Annotated in this window: 27 protein-coding genes and 1 tRNA gene; 23 read left to right on the forward strand and 5 right to left on the reverse strand. The window is 69.9% G+C overall.

The window, feature by feature from the left end; all coding sequences use genetic code 11:
- Positions 1 to 132: 132 nt before the first annotated feature.
- Positions 133 to 699, forward strand: a complete 567-nt coding sequence (locus tag ACFWRT_RS12485) for a SigE family RNA polymerase sigma factor (RefSeq protein WP_350679392.1) — start codon at positions 133 to 135, stop codon at positions 697 to 699.
- 124 nt (positions 700 to 823) lie between these two features.
- Positions 824 to 2,476: a long-chain fatty acid--CoA ligase gene (locus tag ACFWRT_RS12490; protein ID WP_380951727.1), complete on the forward strand. Its 1,653-nt coding sequence runs from the start codon at positions 824 to 826 to the stop codon at positions 2,474 to 2,476.
- A 93-nt stretch (positions 2,477 to 2,569) separates the two neighbouring features.
- Here the strand turns inward: ACFWRT_RS12490 and ACFWRT_RS12495 are convergent, their stop codons facing one another.
- The gene (locus ACFWRT_RS12495) at positions 2,570 to 6,775 is read right to left on the reverse strand and encodes a hybrid sensor histidine kinase/response regulator (RefSeq protein WP_380951728.1); all 4,206 of its coding nucleotides are present in this window, start codon (positions 6,773 to 6,775) and stop codon (positions 2,570 to 2,572) included.
- A 257-nt stretch (positions 6,776 to 7,032) separates the two neighbouring features.
- Positions 7,033 to 7,584, reverse strand: a complete 552-nt coding sequence (locus tag ACFWRT_RS12500; protein WP_380951729.1) for an SSI family serine proteinase inhibitor — start codon at positions 7,582 to 7,584, stop codon at positions 7,033 to 7,035.
- Between the two features lie 301 nt (positions 7,585 to 7,885).
- Here ACFWRT_RS12500 and ACFWRT_RS12505 point away from each other — a divergent pair.
- A tRNA-Ser gene (locus ACFWRT_RS12505) sits at positions 7,886 to 7,976 on the forward strand.
- Between the two features lie 61 nt (positions 7,977 to 8,037).
- Here ACFWRT_RS12505 and ACFWRT_RS12510 read toward each other — a convergent pair.
- Both ACFWRT_RS12510 and ACFWRT_RS12515 read right to left on the reverse strand, forming a co-directional pair.
- A complete protein-coding gene (locus ACFWRT_RS12510; RefSeq protein WP_380951730.1) occupies positions 8,038 to 9,546 on the reverse strand; it encodes a tyrosine-type recombinase/integrase in 1,509 nt (502 codons plus the stop codon).
- Entirely contained in the window at positions 9,543 to 10,268 is a 726-nt protein-coding gene (locus ACFWRT_RS12515) for a helix-turn-helix domain-containing protein (RefSeq protein ID WP_380951731.1), read from the reverse strand. Before ACFWRT_RS12515 ends, ACFWRT_RS12510 begins: the two co-directional genes overlap by 4 nt.
- A gap of 88 nt (positions 10,269 to 10,356) precedes the next feature.
- Here ACFWRT_RS12515 and ACFWRT_RS12520 point away from each other — a divergent pair, with 88 nt between their 5' ends.
- The 20 genes from ACFWRT_RS12520 to ACFWRT_RS12615 all read left to right on the forward strand — a co-directional run bounded on the left by ACFWRT_RS12520 (position 10,357) and on the right by ACFWRT_RS12615 (position 20,278).
- On the forward strand, positions 10,357 to 10,593 hold the full coding sequence (locus tag ACFWRT_RS12520) for a helix-turn-helix transcriptional regulator (protein ID WP_380951732.1): 237 nt from the start codon (positions 10,357 to 10,359) through the stop codon (positions 10,591 to 10,593).
- On the forward strand, positions 10,593 to 10,931 hold the full coding sequence (locus ACFWRT_RS12525; protein WP_380951733.1) for a DNA-binding protein: 339 nt from the start codon (positions 10,593 to 10,595) through the stop codon (positions 10,929 to 10,931). The genes ACFWRT_RS12520 and ACFWRT_RS12525 overlap by 1 nt, the downstream gene beginning before the upstream one ends.
- Positions 10,932 to 11,057: 126 nt before the next feature.
- The gene (locus ACFWRT_RS12530) at positions 11,058 to 11,639 is read left to right on the forward strand and encodes a hypothetical protein (RefSeq protein WP_380951734.1); all 582 of its coding nucleotides are present in this window, start codon (positions 11,058 to 11,060) and stop codon (positions 11,637 to 11,639) included.
- Positions 11,636 to 12,136 carry a hypothetical protein gene (locus ACFWRT_RS12535; protein WP_380951735.1) on the forward strand — a complete coding sequence of 167 codons (501 nt, stop codon included), beginning with the start codon at positions 11,636 to 11,638 and terminating at the stop codon, positions 12,134 to 12,136. Before ACFWRT_RS12530 ends, ACFWRT_RS12535 begins: the two co-directional genes overlap by 4 nt.
- Positions 12,137 to 12,233: 97 nt before the next feature.
- The gene (locus ACFWRT_RS12540) at positions 12,234 to 12,491 is read left to right on the forward strand and encodes a hypothetical protein (RefSeq protein ID WP_380951737.1); all 258 of its coding nucleotides are present in this window, start codon (positions 12,234 to 12,236) and stop codon (positions 12,489 to 12,491) included.
- A complete protein-coding gene (locus ACFWRT_RS12545) occupies positions 12,488 to 13,474 on the forward strand; it encodes a bifunctional DNA primase/polymerase (protein WP_380951738.1) in 987 nt (328 codons plus the stop codon). The genes ACFWRT_RS12540 and ACFWRT_RS12545 overlap by 4 nt, the downstream gene beginning before the upstream one ends.
- A 56-nt stretch (positions 13,475 to 13,530) precedes the next feature.
- Positions 13,531 to 14,535: an AAA family ATPase gene (locus ACFWRT_RS12550; protein WP_380951739.1), complete on the forward strand. Its 1,005-nt coding sequence runs from the start codon at positions 13,531 to 13,533 to the stop codon at positions 14,533 to 14,535.
- A 238-nt stretch (positions 14,536 to 14,773) separates the two neighbouring features.
- Positions 14,774 to 15,121, forward strand: coding sequence for a hypothetical protein (locus ACFWRT_RS12555; RefSeq protein ID WP_380951740.1), 348 nt, complete (start codon positions 14,774 to 14,776; stop codon positions 15,119 to 15,121).
- A gap of 83 nt (positions 15,122 to 15,204) precedes the next feature.
- Positions 15,205 to 15,573 carry a hypothetical protein gene (locus ACFWRT_RS12560; protein ID WP_380951741.1) on the forward strand — a complete coding sequence of 123 codons (369 nt, stop codon included), beginning with the start codon at positions 15,205 to 15,207 and terminating at the stop codon, positions 15,571 to 15,573.
- Positions 15,570 to 16,001 carry a hypothetical protein gene (locus ACFWRT_RS12565; protein ID WP_380951742.1) on the forward strand — a complete coding sequence of 144 codons (432 nt, stop codon included), beginning with the start codon at positions 15,570 to 15,572 and terminating at the stop codon, positions 15,999 to 16,001. The genes ACFWRT_RS12560 and ACFWRT_RS12565 overlap by 4 nt, the downstream gene beginning before the upstream one ends.
- Before the next feature lie 24 nt (positions 16,002 to 16,025).
- Complete coding sequence (locus ACFWRT_RS12570) at positions 16,026 to 16,451, forward strand: hypothetical protein (protein WP_380951743.1); 426 nt, start codon at positions 16,026 to 16,028, stop codon at positions 16,449 to 16,451.
- Entirely contained in the window at positions 16,448 to 16,792 is a 345-nt protein-coding gene (locus tag ACFWRT_RS12575; protein ID WP_380951744.1) for a DUF3846 domain-containing protein, read from the forward strand. The genes ACFWRT_RS12570 and ACFWRT_RS12575 overlap by 4 nt, the downstream gene beginning before the upstream one ends.
- Positions 16,793 to 17,120: 328 nt before the next feature.
- Entirely contained in the window at positions 17,121 to 17,591 is a 471-nt protein-coding gene (locus ACFWRT_RS12580; protein ID WP_380951745.1) for a hypothetical protein, read from the forward strand.
- Positions 17,588 to 17,842: a hypothetical protein gene (locus ACFWRT_RS12585; RefSeq protein ID WP_380951746.1), complete on the forward strand. Its 255-nt coding sequence runs from the start codon at positions 17,588 to 17,590 to the stop codon at positions 17,840 to 17,842. Before ACFWRT_RS12580 ends, ACFWRT_RS12585 begins: the two co-directional genes overlap by 4 nt.
- Positions 17,832 to 18,245 (forward strand): helix-turn-helix domain-containing protein, encoded by a 414-nt coding sequence (locus ACFWRT_RS12590; RefSeq protein ID WP_380951747.1) that lies wholly within the window; start codon positions 17,832 to 17,834, stop codon positions 18,243 to 18,245. The genes ACFWRT_RS12585 and ACFWRT_RS12590 overlap by 11 nt, the downstream gene beginning before the upstream one ends.
- The gene (locus tag ACFWRT_RS12595; protein WP_380951748.1) at positions 18,242 to 18,937 is read left to right on the forward strand and encodes a hypothetical protein; all 696 of its coding nucleotides are present in this window, start codon (positions 18,242 to 18,244) and stop codon (positions 18,935 to 18,937) included. The genes ACFWRT_RS12590 and ACFWRT_RS12595 overlap by 4 nt, the downstream gene beginning before the upstream one ends.
- Positions 18,934 to 19,368 carry a hypothetical protein gene (locus ACFWRT_RS12600; protein WP_380951749.1) on the forward strand — a complete coding sequence of 145 codons (435 nt, stop codon included), beginning with the start codon at positions 18,934 to 18,936 and terminating at the stop codon, positions 19,366 to 19,368. Before ACFWRT_RS12595 ends, ACFWRT_RS12600 begins: the two co-directional genes overlap by 4 nt.
- Positions 19,365 to 19,634 (forward strand): hypothetical protein, encoded by a 270-nt coding sequence (locus ACFWRT_RS12605; protein ID WP_380951750.1) that lies wholly within the window; start codon positions 19,365 to 19,367, stop codon positions 19,632 to 19,634. The genes ACFWRT_RS12600 and ACFWRT_RS12605 overlap by 4 nt, the downstream gene beginning before the upstream one ends.
- A 251-nt stretch (positions 19,635 to 19,885) precedes the next feature.
- Complete coding sequence (locus tag ACFWRT_RS12610) at positions 19,886 to 20,050, forward strand: hypothetical protein (RefSeq protein ID WP_380951751.1); 165 nt, start codon at positions 19,886 to 19,888, stop codon at positions 20,048 to 20,050.
- 87 nt (positions 20,051 to 20,137) lie between these two features.
- Positions 20,138 to 20,278 (forward strand): hypothetical protein, encoded by a 141-nt coding sequence (locus tag ACFWRT_RS12615; RefSeq protein WP_380951752.1) that lies wholly within the window; start codon positions 20,138 to 20,140, stop codon positions 20,276 to 20,278.
- 38 nt (positions 20,279 to 20,316) lie between these two features.
- Here ACFWRT_RS12615 and ACFWRT_RS12620 read toward each other — a convergent pair whose 3' ends face one another.
- On the reverse strand, positions 20,317 to 20,607 hold the full coding sequence (locus tag ACFWRT_RS12620) for a helix-turn-helix domain-containing protein (protein WP_380951753.1): 291 nt from the start codon (positions 20,605 to 20,607) through the stop codon (positions 20,317 to 20,319).
- Positions 20,608 to 20,724: the final 117 nt, after the last annotated feature.

Here is a 20,724-nt window from a genome sequence, read left to right on the forward strand (position 1 = left end):
ACCCTTAAGGCCGGACGAGGGCCCGTCCACCTTCAGGAGGTGGAGGGTGAGCCGGCCCTACAACCTGAGGCGGACGGGCCTTCGGGACCTGGGGCCGATCCCCTCGCCGGGCCCCGCTCCTAGGTTGAGTACATGACCACGCCAGTCTGCACGGGCGCCTCCAGGGCGGCTTCCGCCACCGCCGCCGGCCACCCGACCCACGCGCCGTACGCGTCGTTCTCCTCGTACGTCCGGGCCCGGGGCCCGGTCCTGCTGCGCACCGCGCGCTCGCTCACCGCGAACCCGTGCGACGCGGAGGACCTGCTGCAGACCGCGCTCGCCAAGACGTACGTCGCGTGGGAGCGGATCGAGGACCACCGGGCGCTGGACGGGTACGTCCGCCGGGCGCTGCTGAACACCCGGACCTCGCAGTGGCGCAAGCGAAAGGTCGACGAGTTCGCCTGCGAGGAGCTGCCCGAGCAGGGCGGCGTCGCGGCCCCCGACCCGGCCGAGCAGCAGTCGCTGCACGACGCGATGTGGCGTGCCGTGCTCAAGCTCCCGGACCGCCAGCGGGCGATGGTCGTCCTGAGGTACTACGAGGACCTCAGCGAGGCTCAGACGGCCGAGGTGCTCGGGGTGTCGATCGGTACGGTGAAGAGCGCCGTCTCCCGTGCCCTCGGCAAGCTCCGGGAGGACCCCGAGCTGACCCCGGTGCGCTGAGGACCGCGCATCCCCTGGCACCCCCCGGACAGGAATTTTCTCCCGCGAGTAGTGACATACCGCGTGGTATGTGCGCAGAATCAGCGCAACCCTACTGCCGCGTAGCGCCCACCGGGAGGACGCCGTGCTGAGCACCATGCAGGACGTACCGCTGACTGTCACCCGCATCCTGCACCACGGGATGACGATTCACGGGAAGTCGCAGGTCACGACCTGGACCGGCGAACCCGAGCCGCACCGACGCACCTTCGCCGAGATCGGCACCCGCGCGACCCGGCTGGCCAACGCGCTCCGCGACGAACTGGGCGTCGACGGCGACCAGAGGGTGGCGACCCTCATGTGGAACAACTCGGCACACATCGAGGCATACCTCGCGATTCCCTCCATGGGAGCCGTGCTCCACACCCTCAACCTCCGGCTGCCGCCGGAGCAGCTCGCCTGGATCGTCAACCACGCGGACGACAAGGTCGTCATCGCGGACGGCACGCTGCTGCCGCTCCTCGTGCCGCTCCTGCCCCACCTGCCGAGCATCGAGCACGTGGTCGTCTCCGGGCCGGGCGACCGCTCGGCGCTCGCCGGGGTCGCGCCGCGCGTGCACGAGTACGAGGAGCTGATCGCGGGGCGCCCGACCACGTACGACTGGCCGGAGCTGGACGAACGCCAGGCCGCCGCCATGTGTTACACCTCCGGCACCACCGGCGACCCCAAGGGCGTCGTCTACTCCCACCGCTCCATCTACCTGCACTCCATGCAGGTCAACATGTCGGAGTCGATGGGGCTGACCGACAAGGACACCACGCTGGTCGTGGTTCCCCAGTTCCACGTGAACGCCTGGGGCCTGCCGCACGCCACCTTCATGAGCGGCGTCAACATGCTCATGCCGGACCGCTTCCTCCAGCCCGCCCCGCTCGCCGAGATGATCGAGCGCGAGCGCCCCACGCACGCCGCCGCGGTGCCCACCATCTGGCAGGGCCTCCTCGCCGAGGTCACCGCCAACCCGCGCGACCTCTCCTCCATGGCCAACGTGACCATCGGCGGCGCGGCCTGCCCGCCGTCGCTGATGGAGGCGTACGACAAGCTCGGCGTCCGGCTCTGCCACGCCTGGGGCATGACGGAGACCTCGCCGCTGGGCACCATGGCCCACCCGCCCGCCGGGCTGAGCGCCGAGGAGGAGTGGCCCTACCGCATCACCCAGGGCCGCTTCCCGGCCGGTGTGGAGGCGCGGCTGGTCGGCCCGGCCGGGGAGCACCTGCCGTGGGACGGCGAGTCGGCCGGTGAGCTGGAGGTCCGTGGCCCGTGGATCGCTGCCGCGTACTACGGCGGGGCCGACGGCGAGCACCTGCGGCCCGAGGACAAGTTCAGCGCGGACGGCTGGCTGAAGACCGGCGACGTCGGCGTGATCAGCACCGACGGCTACCTCACCCTCACCGACCGGGCCAAGGACGTCATCAAGTCCGGCGGCGAGTGGATCTCCAGCGTCGAGCTGGAGAACGCGCTGATGGCCCACCCGGACGTCGCGGAGGCGGCCGTCGTCGCCGTACCGGACGAGAAGTGGGGCGAGCGGCCGCTGGCGACGGTGGTCCTCAAGGAGGGTGCCGCCGACGTCGACTACGAGGCGCTGAAGGCGTTCCTCGCCGAGTCGGGCATCGCCAAGTGGCAGCTTCCGGAGCGGTGGTCGGTGATTCCGGCCGTACCGAAGACGAGCGTCGGCAAGTTCGACAAGAAGGTGATCCGGAAGCAGTACGCGGCCGGGGAGCTGGACGTCACCCAGCTCTGAGGCGTCGGTTCCGGCCTTGGTTTCACGTGAAACAGGGCGGGGGCGGTACGGGAGTTCCCGTACCGCCCCCGCCTTCGTGCGTGGTCAACTGGATCAGTTGGTGCCTATCTTCGCCAGCAGGTCGACGATCCGGGACTGCACCTCGTCGCTGGTCGATCGCTCCGCCAGGAAGAGAACGGTTTCCCCGGAAGCGAGCCGCGGCAGCTCCGAGGGGTCCATCCCGGCCGAGGTGTAGACGACCAGCGGGGTGCGGTTGAGCTGCCCGTTCGCCCGCAGCCAGTCGATGATCCCGGCGCGCCGGCGGCGTACCTGCATGAGGTCCATGACCACCAGGTTCGGCCGCATCCGGCCCGCCAGGTCGACGGCTTCGCTGTCGGTCGCGGCCCGCGCGACCTGCATCGCGCGCCGCTCCAGGGTCTGCGCCAGCGCCGCCGCGATCTCCTCGTGCTCCTCGATCAGGAGAACCCGGGGCGGGTGCTGCTCGCTGTCGCGGGGGGCCAGCGCCTTGAGGAGCACGGCCGGGTCGGCCCCGTACGCGGCCTCCCGGGTCGCCTGCCCCAGACCGGCCGTGACCAGCACCGGAACCTCGGCGGCGACGGCGGCCTGGCGCAGCGACTGCAACGCGGTACGGGTGATGGGCCCGGTCAGCGGGTCGACGAAGAGCGCGGCGGGGAACGCGGCGATCTGGGCGTCGACCTCCTCACGGGAGTTGACGATCACCGGACGGTAGCCCCGGTCGCTGAGCGCCTGCTGGGTCGGTACGTCGGGGGCGGGCCAGACCAGCAGCCGGCGCGGGTTGTCCAGCGGCTCGGGCGGCAGCTCGTCGTCGAGCGGGCGGGGCTGCGGCCGGTTGGCGACCTCGACCGCACCGCCGGGGCCGTCCAGCGGCTCGGGACCCTCGGCGCCCTCGTCAGGCGCCCCTATGGCGTACGCGCGCCCCTCGGCCACCGGAGGCGCCAGCAACTGGCCCGAGCCGGGGTTGGTGGGGTCGGCGGGCCCTTGACCCTCCGGCGGCTGGGGCTGCTGTCCCTGCGCGGCGGCGGTATCCGGATCCGTGCCTGCGGCAGGCGACGACGGGGCCGTGGGGCGCTCGCCCTCCGGCGGGGCGGAGAGCTTCCGCCTCCGGCCGGCACCGCCACCGATGCTGTGCTGCTGGTTCGGCGGAGTGGGGACGGGCTGGTTCTGCTGCTGGCTGAGGTGCTGCGCGAACGGCACCCCCTGGCCCAGCGTCCGCACGCTGAACGCGCGCCCCTGGGTGGAGTCGGGGTTGACGTCCGCCATCGGCTCCTCGGCGGGCAGCGGCTGCCGCCGCGCGTCCGGTGTGGCGAGGGACGCGCCGGAGTCGGCCGGGTGCGCCGCCGGGACGGCCGCGGTGCCGGTGGTGTGGGCGGTCTGCCCGTCGCCGCCCCAGGACCGGTCGTCCGGCGCGGGACGGGGGGAACCCGGGGCTTGCGGTACGCCGCCCCAGGGCTGCTCGTCCGGTGCCGCGTCCCGGTCCGGGGCGCCGGGCCAGTCGGCGTTCGGCGCCACGGGGTGGGCCGGAGGGGGCGTGTGACCGGCCTCGGGGGCGGTGCGCCCGTGGTGGGTCTCGTCGCCGGAGGGGGAGGGGGAGGGGGAGGGGGGTACGGGGGCGGTGCCCGGCGCCTGGACCGACGCGGGGGCGGGGGGCGGTGCGGTGGTCGGCGCGGTGGCCGCTGCGGTGGCCGGGGTCCGGTCCGCGTCGGCGGGCGGCAGGGCGAAGGCGGTACGCGGACCGGCCTCGGCGGCCGTGCGCTCCTGGGCGGCGGCCAGCGCTCGACGGGCCCGACGGCCACCGGGCTGCTGGGCCTGGGCCTGGGAGTGAGCCTGGGCCGGGGCTTGCTGGTTCTGCCCGTTCTGCCCGTTCAGGCCGTTCTGGTTGTTCGGGTCGTTCTGCCCGTTCTGGTTGTACGGGCCGTGCTCCGGGCTCGTACCGCCGTTGCCGGCCGCGAGGGCGGGGAGCGCCGGACGGTGGTCGTCCTCACGCCGTGCCCGCCGTCCGGCGGGCGGTACCGGCTGCTGCGGGTCCGCCGGGACGCCCTGCGGCGGCACGGTCTGCCCGCGCTGGGGACGTCCGGCGCCCTGGGCGCCCTCGGCGGCGGTGACGACGGAGCCCTCGGACGGCGCGGAGGACGGCGCGGAGGTCAGCGCGAGAGCCTGCCGCTGCGGCTGCTGGGGTTGTTGCTGGGGTGGTTGCTGGGCCTGCTGGTGAGCCGGCCGGGGCGGTTCGATCTGGGCCGGGCCGCTCTCAGCCGTACCGTTTCCGGCCGCCACCGCGCCGCTCTCCGCCGGGCTGGGCCGTCCGCGCCTGCGCCCCGACCCCTCGCCCTGCTGGGCCGGGATCAGCTCGGGAACCGCCTGCTCCTCGTCCGCGGCCGGACCACGGCGCGCCCGGCGCCGCCCGGTCGGCTCGGCGACGGGCCCGTCGCCGGGTCCTGCCCCTCCCTGGCCCTCCGCGAGGGCGGCCTCGGCCTCGGGCGCACCGCCGGGGCTGTCCAGGAACGCGTCGGTCGACGACCGGCGCGCCCGGCGCCGCCCGCCACTGGTGACGCCCGGAGCCCCGACACTCTCGGCGGAGGGAACCGGCGCCGGGGACATCTCCATCGGCACCTCAGGGGGCGCGATGGCGCCCGAGCCGGCGCCGATCGGGATGTCGAGGACGTACGCGCTGCCGCTCATGCCCGGCATCTCGTGGGTCTGGAGCACACCGCCGTGCGCCTGGACGATGCCGCGCACGATCGGCTCGTGCACCGGGTCTCCCCCGGCGAACGGGCCGCGCACCTCGATCCGTACGACGTCACCGCGCTGGGCGGCGGCCACGACCACGGTGGAGTCGACGTAGCCGCCGCCGGGGACGGCCCGGGTCTTGCCGGTCGAGTCCACACCGCAGACGTCCGCGACGAGATGGGCGAGGGCGGTCGCGAGCCGGACCGCGTCGACCTCGGCCTCGATGGGCGGGGCGTGCACGGCGAACTGGGCGCGCCCGGGTCCGATCAGCTCGACCGCCCCGTCGATCCCGCCCGTCACGATCCCGTCGATCATCGCGGGGGCCTTGTGCAGCCCCTCCACGCCCGCGTCGAGGCGCTGGTAGCTCAGCACGCTGTCGACGAGGGTGGTCATCCGGGCGTACCCGGCGGCGAGGTGGTGCAGGATCTGGTTGGCCTCGGGCCACAGCTGCCCGGCCGGGTCGGCGGCGAGCATGGACAGCTCACCGCGCAGCTCCTCCAGGGGCCCGCGCAGCGAACCGCCGAGGACGGCGGTGAGCTGGGAGTGCTGGGCGCCCACGGAGGCGAGGAGTTCGGCCTGTCCCTCGATCTCGGCGGCGTACCGCTCGGTCCGGTCGGCCAGCTCGGCGGCGTGGGCCTCCTTGAGCGCCGCCAGCTCGGCCGCGTGCGCTTCCTTCAGCGCGGTGACCTCGTCGGAGTGGCTGGTGGTCAGCTCGGCGACGACGTTCTTGTGCTGGGCGGAGAGCTCTTCGTACGGCCTGCGGTCGGTGAAGGTCATCACGGCGCCGACGAGCTGGTCCCCGTCGCGCACGGGTGCGGTCGTCAGGTCCACGGGAACCTGGGCGCCGCTCTTGGACCAGAGCACCTGGCCGCGTACGCGGTGCTTGCGCCCGGACTTGAGGGTGTCGGCGAGCGGCGACTCCTCGTACGGGAACGGCTCGCCCTCCGCCCGCGAGTGCAGGATCAGCGGGTGCAGTTCCTGGCCGCCGAGGTCGCTGGCCCGGAAGCCGAGGATCTGGGCGGCGGCGGGGTTGACGAGGACGACGCGCCCGTCCGTGTCGGTGCCGACCACGCCCTCGGAGGCGGCGCGCAGGATCATCTCGGTCTGGCGCTGCGAACGGGCCAGCTCGGCCTCGGTGTCGACGGTGCCGGAGAGGTCCCGTACGACGAGCATGAGCAGCTCGTCACCGGTGTAGCTGGAGTGGATGTCGTTGTACGCGGCCTGGCCGCTGTCCAGACTGGCGCTGGTGACCTCGACCGGGTACTCGTGCCGGTCGGTGCGGCGCGCGATCATGCGCGTCGGCTTGGTCCTGCCCTGCTCGTCCGCAGCCTCGGGCCGGCGCATCGATCCCGGGATCAGCGTGGAGTCGAACTCCGGCAGCAGATCCAGCAGTCCGCGACCGACGAGCGCGGTGCCCGGGGTCTCGAACATTTCGAGGGCGATGGCGTTGGCGTTGACGACCGTGCCGTTGCAATTGACGAGCAGAAGCCCGTCCGGAAGGGCATCGAGTATGGCTGCGAGGCGAGCAGTGCCTCGGGATGGCCTGCTGCTCACGACGACGCTTCCTCCCTGATTACCGCACCTTGCCGACAGCGGGCCCCATCTTGCCCCTCGGGCCGCAGACTGTCACTGGAGGAGTCTAAGGCCAGGGGAGGGCCCGGGGGCGGCGGATGAGGGGGAGCTCTCACCAAGGTTCTGTGCACGGCGTGTACGCCACCGGCCTATGACGTGAGCGTCCGCGCACCCTGTGACGTGCGCGGACGCGAGGTGGAGCGGGTCCTGCGGGAGCCTCAGTGAAGATCTATCAGGCCCTATCGGAGATCGGGGAGCACCGGAACGAGGTTGTTCCAGCGGGCGATCTCGCAGCCGTCGCCCCGGGTCACGGTGGTGTCCACGGCCCGGCCCTCCCAGGTTCCGACGATGCGGGCGGAGGCGTCGCCGCCGTAGATCATGGTGCACATGGTGCCCTGGGGCGCCGGCTGGAACAGCTCCTGCCCCGCCCGGGTCGCCCCGACCTCCGCGAGCCGGTCACAGGCGCCCTGCCGCTCGGGGTGGGTGCCTCCGGTGGGCCCGCAGGTCAGCTCGAACGTGCCGTCGGCACCGGCGACCCCGGAGTGCTCCACGGTCACGGTGAGCCGGGTCCGCGCGGCGGTCTCCTCCTGGCCCACGCCGCTGCCGCCGTCCAGGAACGAGGGGAGCGGCGGGAGCGGCACGGGCAGCGGCCCGAGGGCGGGGAAGGCCGAGGAGAGGGGCCCGGCGGTGGGCACGGCCGAGGGCACCGGACCGGTGGCGGTCGCGGCGGGTGCGGTGGTGGCCAGGGCGGCGAGCGATACGACGGCGGCGAGAGCGAGACGGCGCAACATGCGGGCTCCTGTATCTCCGCGTCACGGACGACCGCGGACGCGACGGATGAGCGAGGGGTGGGCGGTCGGGTGCTGGGCGGCGGGCCCGACCGCTCACGGCCGCACCCGGCCGCTCCCGACCGGCGGAGACCGAAGCCTCCACGCCTCTCTAACGCGTCTCCCGCCCGGACGTTGCGCCACCACGCCGAAGTGCTTTGCCCTGCCCCCCGCATGGCTAGTAACCTGAGCGGCGATTGGTGGCACGACGTTCGACTGTGTCATCATCTGCACGCACCACTCGCGTCCGCGCGAGGTGTGTGGAGGAGGCGTCGCCTAGTCCGGTCTATGGCGCCGCACTGCTAATGCGGTTTGGGTCTTAAAGCCCATCGAGGGTTCAAATCCCTCCGCCTCCGCAGTTGACCAGGGAGTTCGTGCCAAACGGTGCGGGCTCCCTGAGTCGTTTTCAGGCCCGGATCAGGGCCGAGATGGCACCGTGCTGGCACCAACCGCCACAAGGCGGTTCTGGCGGGGGATGAACGCCGCGATACGTGCCGTGGCGTCGGCGGCCATTTCCTCGGCCACCACCGCATAGATGTCCATCGTGAACGACACCGAGGCGTGCCCCAGGATCTCGCTGACGAACTTGATCGGCACACCGGCCGCGAGGAGCATCGTCGCCGCACCGTGACGCAGATCATGGAAACGGATCGGCGGCAGCGGCATCAGCAACGCCACCTCGACCGCGGCCTCGGGCGTCCGGTACTTCCGGGCGATCCGCTCCACCGACCAGCCCTCGGCGTGCCGGGCCCGGATGTTGCCGTGCCGCTCGATGAGGATCGCGAACCGGCTCGACAGGTACTCGGGCTTCAGCTCCTGCCCGTCCTCGTAGCAGTACAGCCGGCCTGAGTCCTTGTACAGCTCACCCCACTGCAACCGCTCCTCAAGCTTCCGCTTGTGCCAGGCTCGGTGAACCCGCACGGTCTCCGCGTCCAGGGGGACCTGCCGCCATCCGGCCTCGCTCTTGGTGTCGTCGAGCTCGTCGGCGGCCTGCGACTGGAGGATGTGCAGGCGGGCCCGTTCAAGACTGAAGTGCTGCTCCTCGGCGGCGACCAGTTCGCCACGGCGCGGACCGTAGTAAGCATCCAGGTGGAACGCCGGATACAGACGCTCTCCGGACGCCTCGGCGAAGTCGAGGAAGTTGCCGGTCTGGTCCGCGGTCCACACCATGACCCGCGCCGGGATGACCCCGGTCTTCTGCCACTGCTCGACCCGCTCAGCGGTCCACAGCAGCGGCTTCTTGCGGCCCGACTTCCTCTTGCCGCCCTTCGATCTCCAGACCCCGTCCGTCGGGTTGTCCGTCCGGATCTTCGACAGCTTCACCGCGTCGGTCAGTGCCCCGTGGAGAACGGCGTGCACTCGGCGGATGCGGGACTCGCCGATCGGCCGGCTGTGCCGACGCTTCCCGTCCTGGCTGTACCTGGCCTCAAGGAGCCGGCGCAGGAGTTCCGTCTTCGCGGTGTGCTCCTCCGGCCGGTTGATCTTCCGCATGTCGGCGTACAGCTCACGGAAGTGCTCATCGGTCAGGTCGATGACCTTGATGTGCCCGAGGCCCGGCTTCGCGTACAGGTCGATGGTCTCGCGCTCAGCGTCCAGGGTCGTCTTCGCGAGCCCTTCCCCGGTCTCGGCCTCGGAGACCCGCCAGGCGTAGCGCCGCTCCAGGTACTCCCCGAACGTGGTGTTCCGTTCGTCCTGCGCCTTGGGGGACGCGGCCGTACCGAGCACCTTGGCAACGGCCTTCTTGCACTCCGTCTCGGTGCTGAACGGGCCGACGCGCGGCTGACGACGCTTCCCGTTCGCGGTGCGCGGCGCCTCATAGCGGGCGTACCACCCGCCGTGACCCTTCTTCGCCAGGTCAGGGCACTTCTTTCCGAGCAGCTTCTTCGTCTGCGGATCCCTGCATGAGCAGGCCCGAAATGGCTTCACGTCTCTCCATCTGTGCGTGGTGCGTACTTGTTCAACTCCCGCCCGGCGGGAGTGTCAGCGAACTGCCGCGACTCCTCGCTGAGGGCGAGGCCAGTGGGCAGCGAGGGGGGTGTCAGTCCGACGCTGCGGATCTTCTGCCGGACCTCTCGGATGGACGCTTCGAGGTCGGCAAGGGCCTTGGCCATGCCTTCAAAGAAGGTCGCGTCGGGGGCGCCACCAGCTGCGGCGCGGTCCTGCATAGCAGTCATGTTGAAGCGCTGCTGCGCACCCCAGCTCTCGATCAGCCGGTCATGGGCGCGGAACAGCTGGACAGCTTGCGCTTCGGATCGAGGATCAGCGGCGCCGCGGAGGCCAGGGATCACATCCGACTCACCCGTGAACCACTTGGCTGCCTCCCAGGTCTCCTCACGAATCCCGGGGAGAACTTCGGTCTCCGGCTCTGTACCCACCGGAAAGAGCAGATCCAGTGGGGTGATGCCCAGGATGCGAGCGATCACCAGAAGCTCGGCGACGCTGAGGGCGGGCCGGCGGCCCCCCTCGAAGTTGGCCAGCACGCTGCGCTTCATCGGCAAGCCGTAGTCGCGCGTGCAGATGTCAGCTACGCGCTGGACGCTGAGGCCTACCGCTAGGCGCCGCTCGCGCATCCTCTTGGCGACCCCTGCCGCAAGCCCTGCTCGCCAGGCTTCGCCTAGTTCGAGCTGCGCGTCTTCCGAGCTGTCCACGAGGCTCCCTCTAGATCGTGACCGTTTTCTGAGATGACGGTATCTGAAACATTTGACACCTGCCACCCCCGCATGCACCCTTAGCAGCGTGGAGAACGAAACTGCCGAAGAACGGCATCTCAGCGAACATTCATGTGCGGAGATGGTGCCCCGGTCTGAGTTCGCCCGCATGGCGCGAGTGGACATCAGCACGGTCAAGCGCTGGGCACGCCAGGGCGTAGGTCCCCGGCCTCGGCGTCTCGGCCCTCGCGTCATCCGCTACGACAGGTCCGAGGTCATCGCCTACCTGAATCAGGGCGAAGCCGCCGGACGGCGGTCGGCGTGATGGCCACCTGGACGCGCGACGCCATCGAAGCCCTCGGGCCCATCACCGACGTCCGGACGACGGCCGCGATCTTTCAGGTCGACCCGGACACCGTTTACGCCCAGATCCGCCGGAACGAGTGGACGGCCACCCGGATCCTGCGGCTCGGCCGGAAGATCCGCATCCCCACCCGCGACCTCATCGCCGCCCTGTACGAGCCGGAATTCCCCACCGAACCGGCTGTGCCATCAAGGGGGGAAACCCCCGAAAACGTGCAGGTCACAGACGTCAAACCGCTTTCCCAATGCGGTTGCCACCTCAACGACGTGGCCCCGATTCAGGGCCTCCGCGGCGCATAGAAACGGCCCCCGCCAGGTCGCCGGTGCTCGAACACCGGCAGGCAAGGGCCGCCAGCCCGCACACGCCGAAGCCCCGGCTCATCGCTCGCCAGCGACCGGGGCTCCAACGAAAGGACTCACCCCATCATGACAGACGTAATTCCGATCAACCGCGGGGCGCGGGAGCGCCACCCCTTCCTGTCCTTCGCGCAGGTGCTCGTCGAGAAGCAGCCCGGAATCCTCTACGAGGAAGGGCCCGACGAGCAGGCCGAGGACGTCGTTCGCGCCATGCGACGCATCGACAAGGTCACCCCGCTCACCCCCGTGGTCAACGACGAGACCGTCGACATCCCCGGCTTCGGCGAGGTGCACGTCATCTTCAAGTCGACGGAGCGCGCCTATCTGCTCCTGTCGGACATCTGCCAGGTCATTGATTGGCCGCAGCACAAGGCGCACGCCTTCGCCGAGCGGATGCACGAGATGGCGCTCGCCGACCAGCGACGCATCGACGAGGAGCGAGGCAACGGCCGGTTCGGATGGGAGTACCTCCTCGACTACGTCGAACTTGGAGTGCAGAGGACCACCCCCGACCCCGACGCGACCCCCGACGTCGCCGGGAAGCGCTGGACAGCCTTCGGTGACTGGTTCATCAGCGAGAAGGCGCTGTCCTGGGTCGTCTCCTGCTCCCCCGCCGGCCACGCGCTCCGCGAGTTGGGGGTCAACCTGTGAGCCATCACCTGCAACTCCAGGAAGCCCAACGCGCCTTCAACGAAGCCGAACGCGTCAGCTTCACCGAAGAGACCAGCACCAGGTGGTTGGGCCTCGACGGGCCTACCTATCTGCTCGGTGACGCCCGCGCGAAGACGTTCTTCATCGACGCGGGCGGCCAGCACTGGGCGGACGCCCAGCTCGTCATCGAATCGATGAGCCACATCGGCACACACGGCATGGCCCCTGAGCACGTCGCCGCCTATCGGGACCTGACCCCCGACATCACCCCCGGGGCAGACCTCTGGGTCCACACCGACACCCGCGGCCGATGGAACGCCACGATGGCGCCCATCACCCAGATCGCCCGCACCTTCGGCTACCCGCCCCCGGTGGCCCTTCCCGGGCAGAACTGGGGACGGACCTGGTGGGACATGCCCGACCGAACCGACGCCCAACAGCTGGCTTGGCTCGCGCACGGCGGCGAACTGTTCCTCAACCCCGCCGACTTCCGGTGACCGCCGCCCGGCCCCGCACACCCGGGGCCGGGCCCCTGCCCCACCCCTTTCGCGAGACGTTCCCCGCCCCGTCTCGCTCTCGCGAACGGAAGACCACGTGAGCAACACCAACGGCCAGTGGCCGGTCAACACCCCCGTCGACCTCGACGAAACCGAGCAGCAAGGCCGCCAGCACCTCCAGCTGGCCAAGGAACGAGCCCGCTGCCAAATCGTCAAGGACAGCGTCCGCGAGCACCTCGCCGAACAGCCCAGCCCATGGGCCGTGCGCGCCGTACTCCGCCTCTACACCGACGACTTCCACCGCTACGCCGCAGACGCCATCACGGCCCTGAACAGCACGGAGACCGCACAGTGAGCCGCAGCAGGTACACCCCGCGCGAACGCAGGCACCGCGCCCTTCACGCCTTCATCGACCGGCGCTGCCCCGTGTCTGCCCTCACACCCGGCACCAAAGTGCCCGTCAAGTCCTGCCCCCAGTGCGACATCAAGTCACCCGACTACGTCCGCCACCACGGCATCAAGGACTGCCCCCACGAGCCCGACATGTGCCACGGGTTCCACGCGGCCACCCTCGACCACGACAAAGCCCAGACGTGGATCGACCGATACCCCGACCTCAACTTCGCGATCTCGACCGGGCCGGCCGGGCTCGTCATCGTCGACCTCGACACCAACAAGAACGGCGCCTCGGTGCCCGACAAGTACGCCAACATTCCCGGGGTCAAAGACGGGTACGACGTGTGGGCGCTCGCCCTCGAACGCTACGGGGCCCGGCACCCCACCGACACCATGCAGGTCAGCACCCCCAACGGGGGCCTGCACATCTGGCACAGCCTCCCGCCCGGCGTCGTCATCAACAAGTCGGAGGGGGCCTTCGGCTGGCTCGTCGACATCCGGTCGACCAACAGCTACATCATCGGCCCCACCTCGGTCACCAAGGATGGCGAGTACCGGCGTCTCGGAGACGTGACCGAACCGACCGTGGCACCGGAGTGGCTGCTCCACCACCTGGAGCACACCGGACACAAGCCGAAGCCGCCCGCCCCGCCACGGCCGCGCATCATCCGCCAGCGCAACGAGCGGGACGACCGCGAGTACCGGGGCAAGACCGTGCAGGATCTCGCCCACGAACTCGCCACCGCCCAAGAGAACGAGCGGCACGCCGTCCTGGTCCGTGTCACCGCCGCCTCCGCGTACCTCGTACACCGCGGGCTGTGTGACGAAGCCGAGATGCGCGACGCCATGTACGACGCCGGCCGCGACGCCCAACGCACCGACTATGAGATCCACAAGGCCATCGAGAGCGCCCTGTCCTACACCGCAGGGAGGGCTGCGTGAAGCAGGACTCAAGTTCGGACGCCGGAGAGGACCCCTGGGAGGGAGAAGTTCCCCCCATGCCCGAACCTGCCCCTTCGCCGGAGGAGACACTCGGCCAACTGTTCGTGCCCGGCGGGGCGTTCGTTCTGGACGTCCCCGACACGCCGCCGTCCGTGTGGGGATCGGAAGCGGACGTCCTGTGGGCCGAAGGCGAAGCGCTGATGATCGCCGCACCACAAGGCGCAGGAAAGACGACGGTTGCCTTCCAGGTCGTTCGGGCGCGCCTCGGCCTTCAGGACACCGTTCTAGGACTCCCAGTCACACCGGGCGAGCGCGTCCTCTACCTCGCGATGGACAGGCCCGCCCAGGCGCAGAGGGCTGCCAACCGCCTCTTCGCCCTCGACGACAGAGAGATCCTGAACGAGCGTCTCATCGTCTGGAAGGGGCCACCCCCTTTTGACCTCGCGAAGCGGCCCGACATCCTTGCCGCGATGTGCGAACGCGCAAAGGCTGACACCGTCGTCGTCGACAGCCTGAAGGACGCCGCAATCGGCCTCTCAGACGATGAGGTCGGCGCGGGGTACAACCGCGCCAGACAGAAGGCCCTGACCGAGGGCGTGCAGGTGCTGGAGCTGCACCACAACCGCAAGGCCGGAGCCAATGGAGGAGAACCGAACACCATCTCCGACGTCTACGGGTCCGTGTGGCTTACATCGGGAACCGGGTCAGTCATCTCCCTTTACGGCGACCCCGGAGACCCTGTCGTTTCGTTCCGGCACCTCAAGCAGCCCATGAACGAGGTGGGCCCGTTCCGGGTCGTGCATGACCACCCAAGCGGCACCTCTTCTGTCCAGCAGACGACTGACCTACTCGACCTGGTACGTACCAGCGGAGCAGAGGGGCTGACCGCGAAGCGCGCGGCCGAGGCTCTGTTCGAGACAAACAAGCCCACTCCTGCCCAGGTCGAGAAAGCGAGGCGGCGGCTCGAAGGGCTGCGCAACGCTGGCCAGTTGCTCCGCCACGAGGGTCAGTCCAAGACGAGTTCAGCCACCTACTACCTACAGATCCGCTCGGTGTCGTGAGCGCGGCGTGGAGCTTCACGAACTGCTTCACGCACCCTTCTCCGCATCAAGCCCCACGCACCTCTCTCACGCTTCACGCCCACAACGTTTATGCAGGTCACAGCTTCACGCGACGCCTCACGCACTTCACGCGCCTAGCTTCACGTTTTCACCCCCCTCTTAAGAGGGGGTGAAACGTGAGCCGGGCCGCCGACAACCCAATCTCGAATGCTCTTCCTCTCTCTCCGAAGGAGTCCCCGTGACCGACCTCATCGAGTTCCGCCCCGCGCCCCGCCCGATATGGGTTCTGTTCGGTGACGCCGACGGAGTCACGTTCGCCCTCATGCCCGGCTGGGCCACCGTCGAAGGTGACAGCGGCTTCAGGTGGGCCGGCCTCACCTGGCAGAACCTGCACAACTTCGAGGTCGAAACGCTCGACGCGGACACGCACACCCTGCTCGGTATGTGGGACTCCGCCACCCGCCCCGCACCGACCCTCGACGAAGTCCTCGCAGCGCTTCGCACGCAGAGGAACGGCACCAACGAAGAGGAACTGGAGTCGGCGGAGAACGACTACCGGATGCTCTTCCCCCAGCCGGCCGCCTGACCGCCACCGAAAACGGCCGAACCCATAGCGCGGACACCCGCACCCGGACAACATCGACACCCCACCCACACCAGGAGGAACCAGTGATCGAATACGTCGCCCGCTCCGGCCCCCCGGAAGCCATGAACTGCCCCGCCTTCATCTGCGACGCCTGCCGTAAGCAGGTCGTCGACCAGGGCATCGTCACCTGGTGCACCACCATCGCTGGCGAAGGCAAGCCCGGCCCACACCGTCAGTCGCCGATCTACGTCGCCCACAAGGGGCGCTGCGGCCGGGCCCTCGAAGCCTGGCTGGAGAAGACCTACCCGCCCGCCGACGGCTGGACCGACCTCTGGGACGACCTGGACGACTTCACCCGCCAGCTCACCCACAACCTCACCAACGCCTTCGCCGACGACGACGAAGGCGAATACCACCCGCACAACGTGGTTCTCCCCAAGGCGGCACAGTGACCGCCACCGCACCCCACTCGCCGGGGTCCTGCTTCTGCGGCAACTGCACCCGCTGCGCCTGGCTCAAAGCGCCCACCCTCTATGGGTTCATCGGCCGGCGCCCCGGTGAACCAACAGCCCTCACGCAGGTCTTCGCCTGGTGCCCCCCGTGCGCGAATTGGCATCGCCACGGAGACGCCACCAACCGGCCCGGCGACGTCCTGCACCGCTACCCGCACTGCTACCAGCGCGGCGCCTACGAAGCGACTGGCTACCTCATCGCCGTGACGAATACGCCCCTGGCCCAGGTCTGGGGAAAGATGCGCCGGACTTCCGACGCCCAGCTCATGGCAATCAGTGACGGGCAGACCTCGCCCGCGATCGAACGCCTCCGCAGGCAACCGCTGCCGATCATGCGCCCTGAATACCACGGCGGCCGAACCCTCTAGCACCTCAACCACCGAGAGGCACCAATGATCAACAGGTCAGACGACGTCGAAGAGCACGAGAGCGGAACCCGCTACGGCGGCAAGATCCTATCGATGACACCGGCACCCGAGGGCTGGTTCGTCGGAACTCAGGAGGAACGCATTCATCGAAAGAGCAGGCAGGTGGAACGCGAAGAGGCCAAGGTCTTCCCGCTCATCGCATGGGTCCTGGTCGATGCCATGTTCCGCGGAGGGGACCGCAAGACTCAGGTCGAGCCCCTGTTCTTGAGTGACACCGGGATCACTCATGAGACTCACTTCCGCTGGTCGCTAGGGGCGGGCGAAGTCGACGGTGACTGGCGAACGCTTGTTGCAGTCGAGGTCATTCCGGCATCCAGCGCCACCGTGAACGTTCCCGCCTATGGGCGGCCTGCATTCGAGAACACCACCGACATCAAGGAGACGTCGTGAGGCACATAGGAGACGCCATCCTCATCACCGAGGACGGCACCGTCGTCACCGTCAACCTGCCCGCAGACCGCGAGAGCTTCGCCGACTACACGGCCGCGATCCTCCGGTGCGCCACCCTCGAAGCGTTCGACCTCACCGACGGCATCACCGTCTGGCTCGACGAGGAAGGGCGCGGCCAGTGGCCGTACAACGCCCTCATGGACGCCCTCGGCAACCTGCACGGCCACACGAACAGCTTCCACGGCCCCGTGCTCATCACCGGCTACAGCACCCACGTCCAGCCGCTGACCACAGACCAGGCGATCCAGCTCCTCAAGGAACTCAACGACGCCGCCGTCTGACCCGCATTACGGCCGGGCCCGCAGCAACCGGGCCCGGCCACCCGCAAGGCTCTCATCCACCCAGCCCCCGCCCCGGACTTGGGAACGAGATGGACGTCAACGACATCGTGCAGGAACGCATAGCCGCCGCACGACGCAAGATCGCCAACGACAAACGGCGCCGACAAGAACTCGCCGAAGCGCGGAAACACGGACTCGCCCGACGGCACGCACAGAAGCTCGCACGCCTCGCCCGCACAACCACCCCACCCCACCCCACCCCACCCCGCACCACAGCAGCAGAGCGCGCTGACCGGTCAGACCCTGACACGCGCGCGCGAGAGGAGAGATGACGATGGCGTCGTTGAGTGAGGAGCAGCGCGAGGCGGTCCTTGAGGCTGCTCGCCGGCCGGGTGCTACCCGTAACGGGGTGGCGAGGGAGACGGGGGTGTCGGAGGGCAGTGTGACGGCGATCTGTTCGGCGGCGGGTGTCAGCTTTGACCGGTCGTTGACGGCGGCTGCGGTGCAGGCCCGGGTGATCGATTTGAAGGCGGCCCGGTTGGGGTTGGCGACGTCGATGCTCGACGACGTGCAGGCGGCCCGGCAACGGATGCACGGCGCCGACGACAACCGGAACTTCCTCGACGGAGCCAAGGCGGTTGCCGCCCTGGCGTCCACGCACGTCCGTCTGGTCGCGGTCGATAAGGACGATGCGACGGGGACCGAGGCGGCGAAGTCGATGCTTGGCCAGCTGGCTCAGGCGTTGGGTGTGGCGGCGGCCGAGGGCGTCGACCAGGCGGAGGACGGTGGTTCGGCGTGAACACCGACGAGATGCACCTGCGGATCCTCGCCCTGTTGGCTCTGGTCGCGGAGAGTGAGACGGCGGACGTTGACGCGTTCATCGACGACCTCCTCATTGACGACCTGATCCTGTTGGTCGCGGGCTTGGCTGATCTGGCGTTGCGGTCGATCGCGCCGGATGTGCAGGGCCCGGAGCGGCGGGCGGTGGTGTGTGCCCGGTTGCGGGCTCAGATCCTCGCCCTCCAGGGGGGTGGTTCGGATGCTGCCTGACGTTGAGGCGGCGGCCCGCCGACTGTTGCGCGAGGACGGTGCGGTGATCGTCCCGGCGGAGTTGTCGGCCGTGGTGCTGCGGGTCTTGCTGCGGGATGTGGGGGCCCGGTTGCAGTCGGATCGGGGGGCGGTTCCGTTGTCGACGTCGAGTCTGCTTTGGGCGTTGGCGTTGGCGGCGGAGCGGGCCGAGGCCGAGGGGAGTTCCGCCTGCGGAACTCCTGCTGAACGGCCGGTCAGTGTAGAGGTCAGCACCGCAGCAGCAGCCCGCGAGCTGGGTTGCAGCGAGTCGTATGTGAGGCGTCTGGCCCGTGCTGGCCGTCTCCGGGGCCGGAAGGTCGGCCCGGTGTGGTTGGTGGCCGAGGCGGCGATCGTCGCCCCAGAACGGAAGGACCAGGCGGCATGAGCGAACTGACGGCGGCGCAGCAGGAACTGGCCGATACCCGGGCGGAGATCGCCGAGATGCAGGGCGTCATCGACGTCCTCGAAGAGCGGGTGCGCGAGGGCGAGGAGGCCGAGGAGGCGCAGCAGATCGCGGAACGTTACGGGCTGAAGCGCCTGGCGGAGCTGCGGCAGGAGGCCGCGGAACGGAAGCTCGCCAAGGCCGAGGCAGCCGAGGCGGCCCGCCGGCGCGGTGAGGCCGAGGAGGCGGCCCGCGCGGACCTGGGGGCGGCGTCGGATGAGGTGATCGCCGACAAGTTCATGGCGGCGGTGGCTGCGCTCGACGCTCTGGCGGAGGTGTGCGTTCAGCGTGAGACCGCGGTGCGCACCCACCTGAAGGCGTTCGTCGAGCTCGACATGCCGAACGTGATCGCGAACGAGAACCCGCAGTTCATCATCCGGGTGGACGGCACGAAGTTCGAGGTGGGGGAGCGGAAGGCTCAGGAGTTGGTGAGCCGGGCGATCAACCGGGTGTATGCGGTGCGGGGTCTGTCGGGGGCGCCGCGTATCGGGATCGGGTCGAGCCCGGTTGAGCGCCTGGTGGCGGCCCGTGTGGGTGTGGGGGAGCCGGAGGCGCGGGAGCAGTCGGATACGACGGGGTTCGCGGAGCTGCTGGTGTCGGCGGCCCGCAAGGGTGAGAAGGGGGAGGGGCGATGAGCGGGCAGCTGTCGGCCGAGGACGTGGTGGGGATGACTTCCTGGCAGATCAGTGAGGCCCGCCGTGAGGGGCGTCTCGTGGACCTGGAGGCGCAGTTGGCGGCCCCGCCGTCGTCCGCCCGCCCGTACACGGTGCCGGAGGACCCGGAGACGGGCCGGCCGGTGCCGCAGTTGGGTGCGGCGGAGGTGGCGAAGCTGGGGCCGGTGGAGCAGCGGGCGGCGATCAGGGCGGGACAGCTCAACGCCTACCTTGCCGGGCACGATGCGCCCCCGCCCCCGCCGGAGGTGCCAGCGCCGGCCCCGGTGCGGTTCGGGTTCCAGTTCGGTGCGCAGCACATCGAGCACATGACCTCCGAGGAGGTCGACGCATATCGGGCGGCGGGCAACTTCTACGACTACGACCAGGCGCAGGCCGCTGGAGGTGCGGCGTGACGGGCAACGAGGGTGACGTCGATGTGAGGGATGTCCGCCGTCGGGCCGCGGCTTTGGGTCTGGCTGCTGCGGATGGTGAGCTGGAGCGCTGGAACGAGATTCTGGCGGGTGCCGACCAGGACAAGCTGGGTGCGGTCATGGTGGCGCTGGCGCAGGCGTGGGTGGGGGCGCTGGATATGGCTGCGGGGGCGTCCGGTGCTTCGGAGCCGCGTGCGCTGGTCAGGGAGTGGCTGTACGAAGAGCTGGAGAAGGCCACCAGCCTGTAGGCGAGGAATCACTAGAGCGCCCGTCCCGATCGTGGGGGCGGGCGCTTTTCGCTGCCTGAACGTCTAAGGGGTAACCGCATACAGGATGCGGTTCACCGTCCCTGACCTGCTGTTTCCTCCGGTGGTTTCTCCGTGATGGCACACGGTCCCGGGCGGGGAAACGACCCTTCCGTGGCTCGGGGATTCGGTCGCGGCCGTTCTGGGGAGGCACGGGAAGCCGTCGAACGGGTCGGCGGCAAGAGGAGGTAGCCGTGACGATGTTCGCCGACTACGCGGAGAACCGGGCAGACCGGGCAGCGGACCAGAGCGGCGAGGAAGAACAGGCTGGCGCGATCGGCCTCGGCCTCTCCGCCATCGCCTACGCCCTGCTCGATGTAGCGGCGGCGATCCGGGAGAACACCGAGGCCCGCCAGTAGCGGCGCACCGAGAAAAGTTGGGGTCCCTACTGTCCGGGGTCGGCGCCGGAACCTATCGGGTACATGCACCCGAAGGAGAGGACCGTCGTGAACGACGCCCCCGCAGGTACCGCTTCCTGCCCCGACTGCCCCGGCACGGTAACCCTGGTCAATGTGTTCGACGAGCAGGCGCCGGAGCCCTACCACCGCAACGCCGAGGGCGAGGTGACCGAGTGCCCCGGTAAGTAGCCGGATGACTGGAGCCCCCGCCGCTGGCGGGGGCTTCGTCATGCCGTCTGGCGGGCGGGGTGGGAGTACCCGGCGTCGGTGACGGCCGCGGCGTACAGCAGCTCCCTTTCCACGGCGGTGAGTTGGAGGACGTCGGCGAGGCGTTCCGCGGCGACCCGGGACGGGGTGCGGTGCCCGCCCTCGATGAGGCAGACGTAACTGCGGCCCAGTCCGGCGGCGATGGAGACGCGGGCCTGTGTGTGCCCGGTGCGTCCCCGTGCGGCGGCGAGCATCGGCCCCAGCTCGGCCGGCGGTGTCCTGCGGATTCGGATGCGGGCCTTGGATGCCATCGCCAGACCACCCCTTCCCCTTGGGTTCATAGCCTCAAGGTTACCTAGGAAGTATGATTCAAAGGGTAATCGTGCCTATGGCCTTTGAATGTGCCCCTCTATTCGGGGTGAGGGGCT

The sequence above is a fragment of the Streptomyces cyaneofuscatus genome, from assembly GCF_042718795.1.
Classification (GTDB): Bacteria; Actinomycetota; Actinomycetes; order Streptomycetales; family Streptomycetaceae; genus Streptomyces; species Streptomyces cyaneofuscatus_A.

Excerpts from the sequence above, each read along its gene's own strand:
- ACFWRT_RS12485 (WP_350679392.1), top strand. The coding sequence starts at position 133 with ATGACCACGCCAGTCTGCACGGGCGCCTCCAGGGCGGCTTCCGCCACC.
- ACFWRT_RS12525 (WP_380951733.1), top strand. The coding sequence starts at position 10,593 with ATGGCCACCTGGACGCGCGACGCCATCGAAGCCCTCGGGCCCATCACC.
- ACFWRT_RS12600 (WP_380951749.1), top strand. The coding sequence starts at position 18,934 with ATGAGCGGGCAGCTGTCGGCCGAGGACGTGGTGGGGATGACTTCCTGG.
- ACFWRT_RS12590 (WP_380951747.1), top strand. The coding sequence starts at position 17,832 with ATGCTGCCTGACGTTGAGGCGGCGGCCCGCCGACTGTTGCGCGAGGAC.
- ACFWRT_RS12620 (WP_380951753.1), bottom strand. The coding sequence starts at position 20,607 with ATGGCATCCAAGGCCCGCATCCGAATCCGCAGGACACCGCCGGCCGAG.
- ACFWRT_RS12570 (WP_380951743.1), top strand. The coding sequence starts at position 16,026 with ATGATCAACAGGTCAGACGACGTCGAAGAGCACGAGAGCGGAACCCGC.
- ACFWRT_RS12595 (WP_380951748.1), top strand. The coding sequence starts at position 18,242 with ATGAGCGAACTGACGGCGGCGCAGCAGGAACTGGCCGATACCCGGGCG.
- ACFWRT_RS12580 (WP_380951745.1), top strand. The coding sequence starts at position 17,121 with ATGACGATGGCGTCGTTGAGTGAGGAGCAGCGCGAGGCGGTCCTTGAG.
- ACFWRT_RS12550 (WP_380951739.1), top strand. The coding sequence starts at position 13,531 with ATGCCCGAACCTGCCCCTTCGCCGGAGGAGACACTCGGCCAACTGTTC.
- ACFWRT_RS12500 (WP_380951729.1), bottom strand. The coding sequence starts at position 7,584 with ATGTTGCGCCGTCTCGCTCTCGCCGCCGTCGTATCGCTCGCCGCCCTG.
- ACFWRT_RS12530 (WP_380951734.1), top strand. The coding sequence starts at position 11,058 with ATGACAGACGTAATTCCGATCAACCGCGGGGCGCGGGAGCGCCACCCC.